4 protein-coding genes and 1 pseudogene are annotated in these 10307 nt (G+C 69.1%); 3 read left to right on the plus strand and 2 right to left on the minus strand.

Annotation, left to right across the window (positions count from 1 at the left end):
• Positions 1 to 30: 30 nt before the first annotated feature.
• Positions 31 to 1620, minus strand: a complete 1590-nt coding sequence (locus KV100_RS14210) for an ABC transporter substrate-binding protein (RefSeq protein ID WP_220343669.1) — start codon at positions 1618 to 1620, stop codon at positions 31 to 33.
• Between the two features lie 339 nt (positions 1621 to 1959).
• Between KV100_RS14210 and KV100_RS14215 the strand changes: the two genes are divergently transcribed.
• Positions 1960 to 2820, plus strand: coding sequence for a Bax inhibitor-1/YccA family protein (locus KV100_RS14215; protein WP_220343670.1), 861 nt, complete (start codon positions 1960 to 1962; stop codon positions 2818 to 2820).
• A 129-nt stretch (positions 2821 to 2949) separates the two neighbouring features.
• Here the strand turns inward: KV100_RS14215 and KV100_RS14220 are convergent, their stop codons facing one another.
• A complete protein-coding gene (locus KV100_RS14220) occupies positions 2950 to 3924 on the minus strand; it encodes an SGNH/GDSL hydrolase family protein (RefSeq protein WP_220343671.1) in 975 nt (324 codons plus the stop codon).
• A 62-nt stretch (positions 3925 to 3986) separates the two neighbouring features.
• Between KV100_RS14220 and KV100_RS14225 the strand changes: the two genes are divergently transcribed.
• A complete protein-coding gene (locus KV100_RS14225; protein WP_220343672.1) occupies positions 3987 to 5360 on the plus strand; it encodes a cystathionine beta-synthase in 1374 nt (457 codons plus the stop codon).
• A gap of 127 nt (positions 5361 to 5487) precedes the next feature.
• Positions 5488 to 10307 (plus strand): annotated as a pseudogene (locus KV100_RS14230) (DUF11 domain-containing protein); the annotation flags it as partial.

Here is a 10307-nt window from a genome sequence, read left to right on the forward strand (position 1 = left end):
GACGCCGGCCACCCCAGGACTCGCTCACCGTCAGTCGGTGACCTTCACCAGCCTGAGCTCGACCTCGCCGCTGAACGGGTCGAGGACCACGTCGTCGAGACGGTCGCTGTAGAACATGACGTTGTTGCCGAACGCGACCGGAGCGGAGGCCATGTCGGAGGCGATGACCTTCTCCGCCTCCTGATACTTCGTGACGGCCGCCTCGAGGTCCGGAGCCGCGTCGCCCTCCTTGATCAGCTTCTCGAACTCGGCGTTGTAGTAGCCGAAGTTCTCGTTGCCCTTCTTGGGGTCGCCGCTGCCGTAGACCGGGGCGAGGTAGTTCTCGTTGAGCGGGTAGTCCGCGAACCAGTTCGCCCGCATGATGCCGGTGAAGTCACGCGCCGTGCGGCGGTCGAAGTAGTCCGGTGTCGGGTCGAGCTGGTAGGGGATGCCCAGGTTGAGCTGGATCGAGTCTCCGACGGCCTTGAAGATCGCCTCGCTCTCGGGGTCTTCGCCGAGGTGGATCGTGAGCTTCTTGCCCTTGGGCCAACCGCCGGCCTTCTTGAGCGCGGCCTTCGCTGCGGCCGGGTCGAAGGTGCAGAACTCGCAGGTCCCGGCGACGCCGCCGGGAACGCCGTCCGGGACGACCCAGCTGTCGGCGGCGACGAAGCGGCCGGGGGCGACCTTCTCGATGATGGAGTCACGGTCGATCGCCATCGAGATGGCCTTGCGGAACTCGATGTCGTCGAACGGCTTGCCGAGGTACATCGGGAACCCGACGTAGGTCAGCGCCGCGCCCGGACCCTCGACCATGCGGGAGGAGAGCTCGGGGTCGTTCGCGGCGCGGTCCCACTCCGCCGGGGGCGGGAAGGTGGCGTCAAGATCGCCGGCCTCGAAGTCGGCCCAGTCGGAGTCGCCGGAGTACTCCCTCCACTCGATCCTGTCGTAGTCAGGGGTCTCCTCACCGCTGTAGTCGGCCCACCTGACGGCAGTCAGGCTCTGGCCCTGGTCCCACTCCTCGATCTCGAAGGGGCCGTTGCCGATGGGCTTGGTCGCGCAGGCGTCGACGTCGTCGAGGCACTCCTGGGCGACGGGGAAGAACCCGGTGTAGCCGAGCATGGTCGAGAAGCCGGCGAACGGGGCTTTGAGGGTGACCTCGAGGGTGCCCGGGTCCACGACCTTGAGGCCCGAGAGCTCCTTGGCGGTCGGCTCTTCGCCCTGCATCGCGTCGTAGCCGGCGAAGCGCTCGAAGAAGTAGTAGTTGCCCATCGCGTTCGGGCCGTACGCGGCGTAGTTCCACGCCCGGGCGAACGCCTCCGCGTCGACCGGTTCGCCGTTCTGGAACTCGAAGCCGTCCTTGATCTTGATCGTCCACACCCTGTTGTCGGTGGTGCTGACGTCCTCGGCGACGTAGTTGTAGGGCTTCGTCGTCTGGGGGTCGTAGCGCACGAGACCGTCGTAGACCACGTCGAGCACGCTGATGTTGTCGCCGACGTTGGAGTCCATCGGCAGGAGCGTCTCGACGTCCTGACTCAGCGGCAGGCGGATCGTCGCGCCACCGTCTCCCTCGTCGTCGTCGCCGCCTCCGCAGCCGGTCACCACCAAGGCCAGGGCTGTCAGCCCCGCGGCCAGTCGAGCCATCTTCACTGTGTACCTCCCAGAGTGCGCCCCCTCGGCCAAGGCGGCTGGGTCGATCCTGCCGCACGCGACCGGCGAGACGATACAGCCGTGACGAATCTGTGACCAGGGTGTCCGAGGAGGTTACGAACCGGATACCGATCCGAGATCGTTCAGAATCACGGTGATTCTGGGGGAAGACTTCCAGGAAACCATACGTAAGAGCGTTCCCTCCGGTGCTGTTGCCGCGCCGCCTGTCGCCCCGCAGGGGCTCGCGGTGAACGTCCTGAAGGGAATACCGCTGCTCCGGTAGGGTTGACCAGGACGGACTCCTGTCCGAGCCCGCCCCCGTACGGAGGATTGATGAAGAGCAACAACCCCGTCTTTGCCCGCAGCGACGAGTTCAACGGTCGCGCCGCCCGGCCCGGCACCGCGCCTACCGGATACACGGACCCCAGCACGTGGCAGATCGGTCAGTCCGATGGCTACGACGGCGGCTCTGGTCAGGGGCCGCACAGCACCGCCGTCGCCGATCGCATGACGATCGACTCGGTCGTCCAGAAGACCGCTCTGACGATCGGCCTGACCGCGCTCAGCGCCGCCGTCGTGTGGTTCATGATCGGCGACATCTCGGCCGACCAGAGCAAGCTCGCGACCGCCTTCGCGCTCGCCACGGGCGGCGCGATCATCGGCTTCGTCCTGGCGATGGTGAACTCCTTCAAGAAGGTCATCAGCCCGCCGCTCGTCCTCGCGTATGCGGTCGTCGAGGGCGTCTTCGTCGGTGCCCTCTCGAAGGTCGTCTCCTCCTACGTCGGTGACCCCGGCATCGTCGCGCAGGCCGTCCTCGGCACGATCGCCGCATTCGCCGGCACGCTGTTCGTCTACCGCTTCTTCAACATCAAGGTCACGGACAAGTTCCGCCGAGGCGTGACCGCCGCGCTGTTCGGCTTCATGGCCGTCATCCTGCTCAACTTCGTGCTGAGCTTCTTCGGCGCCGACTTCGGCATCCGCGACTTCTCGATGCTCGGCCTGATCGTCAGCTGCATCGCCGTCGTCCTCGGTGTGCTGTGCCTGATCCTCGACTTCGACTTCGTCGAGAACGGCATCAAGGCCGGTCTCCCGGAGCGCGAGTCCTGGCGCGCCGCGTTCGGCCTGACGGTCACGCTGATCTGGCTCTACATCGAGATCCTGCGCATCCTCGCGATCCTGCGCGGAGATAACTAGCAGGTCGGACCTCCGGCGCCCCGTCCCTCGTCAGAGGGGCGGGGCGCTCCCCTTTCCCCTCGCGGGTCACTCTCTGGCGATCGCGGGTCACTCTCCGGCCCTCGCGGGTCACTCTCCGGCGATCGACGATCAGGGCGATCGGCGTACGACCCGCAGTGCGGCCCAACGCCCCCGCGGGCCGCGTTCGGCGCCGCCGACCTGCGTACGGGAGACCTCGGTGCCGGCGGTGTCGGCCGCCTCGGCAGCGGCGAACGATATGGGCAGCACGACGCCCTCAGGGAAGGCGGCGGACTCCTCGTCCTCGTCCCACACGCCTGCGGCCACCGCGACGGACGGCAGCATCGCGGCGACCATGCTGGCATAGCCGGTCGCCGACGGGTGGAAGCGGTCGTCACCGAACATCTCGGTCGGCGCGCTCCAGAAGTCGCGTTGCAGCAGGTCGCTCAGCGACACCGCACGGCCGCCGGCCTCGACCACCGTGATGACCTGGGCGGCGGCCAGCCTCCGGCTGAACTGGCGGGCGATCAAGCGCAGCGGCTGCGGCAGGGGGCGGACGGAGCCGAGATCGGGGCACGTCCCGACGACGACCTCGCACCCGTGCTGGCGCAGGGCCCGCACCGCTTCACCCAGCGCGGCGACCGCGCCGGAGATCGCGTTGACGTTGCTCACGTGGGTGACGTCGTTGGCGCCGATGACGATCGCCGCGACGTGGGGCCTCGTCGGCAGGGCGAGCTCGACCTGCTCCGCGAGATCGGCCGAGACAGCGCCGACCACGGCCTGGCTGGTCACCTCGACCGGACGCCCGGCAATCTGGGACAGCCCGGCACCGATGAGGGAAGGAGGAGTGTCCTCGGCCCGCGTCATCCCGTAGCCGACGCCCGTGGAGTCGCCGAGCATGACGAACCGCAGCGGGTCTCCGGGCAGATCGGCACCGTAGACACCGTCGGGGGAGGGAGGGCGTTCGTCGCTGACCCCGATCGCACGGCGTGCGAGTCCGGCCTGCATCTTGAGGAGCCCGACGGCGCTGCCCCCCAGCACCCCGACACCGCCGCCTCCGACGATGGCGGCGGCGGCCAGCCTGCGCGCTGCTCGTGCCCGGGTCATCGACTCACACCATCATCCCCTTCGCTGTGCTCGCCTTCGCGAGGGTTCCCTAGACTGAGGGTGTGGACTACGCTAACGCGCTGCTTGACCTCGTCGGTGACACACCGCTGGTCAAGCTCAGGAGAGTGACCGACGACGCACCCGGCCTCGTGCTGGCCAAGGTCGAGTACTTCAACCCGGGCGGGAGCGTGAAGGACCGCATCGCCCCCCGGATGGTCGAGGCCGCCGAGGAGTCCGGCGAGCTCAAGCCGGGCGGCACGATCGTCGAGCCGACCAGCGGCAACACCGGGGTGGGCCTCGCGATGGTCGCCCAGGAGAAGGGCTACCACTGCGTCTTCGTGTGCCCCGACAAGGTGAGCGAGGACAAGCGCAACGTCCTTACGGCGTACGGCGCCGAGGTCGTCGTGTGCCCGACGGCGGTGCCGCCGGAGCACCCGAGTTCCTACTACTCCGTCTCGGACCGCCTGGTCCGCGAGATCGACGGCGCGTGGAAGCCCAACCAGTACGCGAACGAGAACAACCCCCGCACGCACTACGAGACGACCGGGCCTGAGGTGTGGGCACAGACCGAGGGCCGCATCACGCACTTCGTCGCCGGCATCGGGACGGGTGGGACGATCTCGGGCACGGGCCGCTACCTCAAGGAGGTCAGCGACGGGCGGGTCCAGATCGTCGGCGCCGATCCGCACGGGTCGGTCTACTCCGGCGGGACCGGTCGCCCGTACCTCGTCGAGGGCGTCGGTGAGGACTTCTGGCCTGACACGTACGACCGTGACATCTGCGACCGCATCATCGAGGTGAGCGACGCCGACTCGTTCGCGACGACGCGACGTCTCGCCCGCGAGGAGGCCATGCTGGTCGGCGGCTCGTCGGGCATGGCGGCCGCCGCGGCCGTGCGCCTTGCGAAGGAGCTGAACGATCCTGAGGCAGTGATCGTGGTGCTGCTGCCCGACGGCGGCCGGGGCTACCTGACCAAGGTCTTCGACGACGAGTGGCTCTCCCGCTACGGCTTCCTCACCCCGCCCCGGGGTGAGCGGACGGTCGGTGACCTGCTTCGCGACAAGGACGGGCGCCTCCCCGACCTCGTGCACACGCACCCGCACGAGTCGGTCGCCGAGGCGGTCAAGATCCTCAGGGAGTACGGCGTCTCGCAGATGCCGGTCCTGCTGGCCGAGCCGCCGATCCGTGCCGCAGAGGTCGCGGGAGCGGTCAGTGAGCGCGACCTGCTCGACAAGCTGTTCCACGGAGTCGCGTCGCTCTCCGACATGGTCGAGGAGCACATGGCGCCGCCGCTGCCCAGCGTGGGAGCCGGTGAGCCGGTCGAGGAGGCCGTCGGCGAGCTTGAGAACGCCGATGCGGTCGTCGTTCACGAGGACGGGGATCCGGTCGGCGTGCTGACCCGTCAGGACCTCCTCGGGTACGTCGCCACGCTCTGACCCTCCAGCCCTCTGGCCCCCGACCTGGCCCCCGACCCGGCTCCCGTGTGCCGGTTCGTCCCATCTGGGGCAGGATGCCCGTTATGCGTGCGTGAGTGCGTCACGCACGGGCCGGGTTGGGGGATCCATGGGCGGCAAGGAATTCTGGAACAAGCGGTCGGGTCGCTTCGTGGCGTCGGCCGCGGTGCTGCTGCTGATGGGTCTCCTCGGCGCGCCGCCTACGGGTGCGGTGCCGGCCGTTGCGCCTGCGGACGTCCCGCCGGCGACAGGCACCAACGCCGTCATCACGGTCAAGGTGGGCGCCGACCGTGTCGGCACGACCGGCGTCACCAACCTGGCCGGCGTGACCCTCCGGCTCTACAACGGAACGTCGGCCCCGACGACCCCGGTGGCCGACGCATGGGCGACCTGCGTGTCGGACGCCGACGGGGACTGCAGCTTCGTCGTCCCCAACACCCAGACCGGGGCGGCCGGATGCCTGGGTGGCGCAGGGGTCAACTGCGACCGGAGGTTCTGGATCGTCCAGACCGACGCGCCCTCCGGCTTCACCGAGAACCCGACCCTCCGTACGGGCAACGGTGATGGGAGCGGGTCGCAGGAGACGCCGTACCGGTTCCGGACGGGCACGACCCTGCGCGCCGGCAACACCTACACCTCGGCCGCCGACTTCATGATCGGTTCGGGAAACACGAACCGTGTGGCGTCCGGCGGCGTCTGGCAGCAGTCCCGGGTCAACCCAGCGCCCGTGCAGCAGTGCGGGCTCGACGTCGCGCTGATCCTGGATCTGTCGGGATCGGTTACTGCTCCTCAGCTCGCGAATCTCAAGGCCGCAGCAGACACCTTCACCGACTCGCTCGTCGGGACGCCGTCGCAGATGGCGCTCTTCTCGTTCTCGACGACCTCACCTGCGCTCGGGGCGACTCAGAACTATCCAGGCCTCGTGCCCGTCTCCACACAGAACGGCGCGGACGACTTCAAGTCGCGGTACACCAGCTGGACCGCCAGTGGCGGCACGAACTGGGACCGCGGGCTGGCGGTCGCAGCGCAATCGTCACCGACGTACGACATCGCGGTCGTCATCACCGATGGTGACCCGACGTACTACTCCCAGCCTGCAGAGGGCCCCGGCAACTTCAACCGACTTCGCGAGACGGAGAACGGGATCTTCTCGGCCAACGCCCTCAAGGCGAAGGGCACGCGGACGATCGCCGTCGGCGTCGGCGCGGGGGTGAGCGACCCGGCCACTCGACTCAACCTGTCGGCGATCTCGGGCCCGACCCGGTACGACGGGACGAACGCGTCGACCGCCGACTACTACCAGGTCTCCAACTACGGGGTTGTGGGTGACGCGCTGCGCGAGCTGGCGCTCGGAGACTGTGCCGGCTCCTTGTCGGTGGTCAAGCAGATCGTCGGCGCCGACGGCGACATCGCCAACGCCACGCCCGGCGGCGCCGGATGGACCTTCGATGCCTCGACCGCGTCGACCGGTGTGACACTGCCGACGACGAGCGCGACGACGGACTCCTCCAGCGCGGTGAACTATCCCATCACCTTCAGCGGCGGCGTGACCTCCGGCGCGATCGAGGTGCAGGAGCAGACTCAGCCGGGGACCGCGCTCTTCCCGGTGGGCGGAGCGAACGCCGTCTGTACGAACCTCGACACGGGCGCGAGCGTGCCCGTCGTCAACGCCGGGGCGGCGGGCTTCACGGTGGACGTGTCGAGCACGGCCGCGGTGAGCTGCACGGTCTACAACCAGGCGGCGGCACCGGCGTCGGTGACGGTGGACAAAGAGTGGGTGATCAACGGCGCCGACCCCGTGCCGGAGGGCAATCAGCCCTCGGGGTTCACTGCTCAGCTGACGCTCACCGGTCCAGGCGACGACCCGGCGACCGACCAGGGGTGGGGGGTCACCCGGACGGGATACGTGGCGGGTGAACAGGTCGTGATCGACGAGGAGGTGACGCTGGAGGCGCCTGCTATCGATCCTGACCTTTGCGAGGTCTCTCCGGGCGAGATCGTGGAGATCGGCGGTGAACCGGTGACGCCGATCCCCCTGGCCGACACCGGGTACGCGGCTGATCTGGTCGAGGGCGCCAACAGCTACACCGTCCGCAACACGGTCGACTGCGAGTCGCGCCTCACGCTCGCCAAGGACGTCGAGGGAAGCGCCGCCCCGACCCTGTGGGACCTGGCCGCCCTTCCCGCTCCCGGCACACCGGCGGGACAGCTGCCCGGCCCGAGCGGACAGGCCGGAAGCGCCGCGGTCACCGACCAGATCGTCACCGCGGGCATCCCGTACCAGCTCGCCGAGTCCGGCGGCCCTCCGACGTACCTCCAGGTCGACAACCGGACGAACCTGCAGACCTATCCGCTCTCCACGGGCTCGTGGACGTGTATCCGCATCGACGCCGACGGCGGCCAGATCCCCGGCTTCAACGACGGCCTCAACGGCGGCGTCACCGTCCCGATCGCGGAACGCATCAGCTGCACCGCGACCAACCAGACTGGACTCCTCACGCTCGCGAAGGATGTCGTCAACAACTCCGGCGGTACGGCCGTCGCCGCAGACTTCACGCTGCGTGCTGAGCCGAGCCCGGTGCCGGCGGTGCCGGGACTCGCCGACGTCGCGGTGATCGGTGAAGCCCGCGGTGAGGCCCAGTCGGTCGAGGTCCGTCCGAACCATCCGTACACGCTGAGTGAGTCAGGGGTGGAGGGTTACGAGCTCACCGAGCTGCTGTGCTTCGTCGACGGGACGCCGCAGCCAGCAACTGAGGTCGTCGTGCGCGCCGGCGAGAACGTCGTGTGCGTCTTCACCAACACGGACGACCCCGCGCAGCTGACGCTGCGCAAGCTCGTCGACGCCGGCTCGACCGGGGCGACGCAGACACCGGCGGACTGGACGCTGACGGCGACGCCGCAGGACATCCCAGACCAGGACCCGGTCAGCGGCGACGGCGCCGACGGTGTCACTGACGTGAACGTGATCGCCGGGACCTATGACCTGAGCGAGGCCGGCCCGGAAGGGTATGACGCGAGCGACTGGACCTGTGAGGGGACCGGCGGGACGCTCGAGGGCTCTGCCGTCACGCTCGCCAACGGCGCCAGCGTGACCTGCACGATCACCAACACTGCTCGGCCATCGTCGTTGACGCTGGTGAAGGAGGTCGTCAACGACGCCGGCGGCACTGCGGCGCCGACCGACTGGACGTTGTCGGCGACGGGGCCGACCGGGGGCATCTCGGGGGTGACGGGGTCTGCGCCGGTGACGAACAGGGACGTGGCGGTCGGCTCCTACGCCTTGGCCGAGTCTGGGGGACCGGCGGGGTACGGGGCCTCGCAGTGGGTGTGCGTCACGGACGGGACTTCGCTACCCGTGGTCGCAGGATCCGTGTCCGTCGGCCTCGGTGCTGACGTGACGTGCACGATCACGAATGACGATGCGCCGGGCACGTTGACGTTGGTGAAGGAGGTCGTCAACGACAGCGGTGGGTCGGCGGAGGCGACGGAGTGGACTCTGTCTGCTGATGGGCCGACGCCGATCAGTGGTGCGACTGGCACTGGCGCGGTGACTGGTGCGACGGTGGAGGCGGGTGAGTATGACTTGTCGGAGGTTGACGGGCCGGCCGGTTACGCCGCGTCGGACTGGACCTGCACCGGCGCGACGGTGACCGGTGCCACGGTGACGGTCGCCAACGGCGCGGACGTGACCTGCACGATCACCAACAACGACGAGCCGGCGAGGTTGACGCTGGTGAAGACGGTCTTCAACGACAACGGCGGGACGGCGGTGATCGGTGACTGGACGTTGACCGCGACGGGGCCGACGACGATCTCCGGCGCGACTGGTGAGGCGGCCGTGACCGACGCGGAGGTTTCTGCTGGCGCGTACGATCTGTCGGAGTCTGGGCCTGCCGGTTATGACGCGAGCGACTGGATCTGCGGCGGGGGCGGTGTCATCGACGGTGCGAGGATCACCTTGGCCAACGGTGAGGCGGCCACCTGCACGATCGTCAACGACGACCAGCCGGCCACGCTCACGCTGGTCAAGGAGGTCGTCAACGACGACGGTGGTACGGCGGAGCCGACCGACTGGACGGTGGCCGCTGACGGTCCGACGCCACTGTCGGGCGTCACCGGGTCTGAGGCGGTGACCGGTGTGACGGTGAACGCCGGCACCTACCAGCTCGAGGAGTTCGGGCCTTCGGGTTACACCGCGTCGCCGTGGGAGTGCGTCGCCGCGAACACGCAGTTGCCCGTCGACGACGACGGCAGTCTCGCCGTCCCCAACGGCGCGGACGTGACCTGCACGATCACCAACGACGACAATGCTGTGCCGCCGGCGAGCACGTGGACGGTGCTGAAGACGAGTGATCCGCCGTCGGGTTCCACGGTCGATCCTGGTGATGTGATCACGTACACGGTCCGTGCGGGGGTGGTGACCGGGTCGAGCGTCGATGGGGTGGTCGTGACCGACAACCTGTCGCGGGTGCTCTCACGGGCGTCGCTGGTCCCGGGGAGCGTCGAGGCGACGTCCGGTACGGCAGCGGTCACGGGGACGACGCTGCGCTGGGAGATCGGAGAGCTCACGGGTACGCAGACCCTGACGTACAAGGTCAGGGTCGACGACGACGCGTCGGGGGTGACCCTCGTCAACGTCGTGACCGGCGACGGGGCTGAGCCGTGTCCGCCTGAGGGTCCGGACCTGCCTGCCGCCCGTGCGGCGGCGCCGGCGGACGAGGACGACTGTCGGACGACGACCCACGAGACGCCGACCGAGCCGTCGCCACCGGGTCCCGATGGGCCTGGCGGTCCTGGTGGGCCTGGTGGTCCTGGTGGTCCTGGTGGTCCGAGCACACCTGCCGGTCCGGGGTTCCCGGATCTCCCCGGCACGGGTGGTCCTGCCGGTTGGATCGGGGCGGTGGCGCTCCTGCTGGTCGCTGCCGGCTC

The organism is Mumia sp. zg.B21 (genome assembly GCF_019550855.1).
Classification (GTDB): domain Bacteria; phylum Actinomycetota; class Actinomycetes; order Propionibacteriales; family Nocardioidaceae; genus Mumia.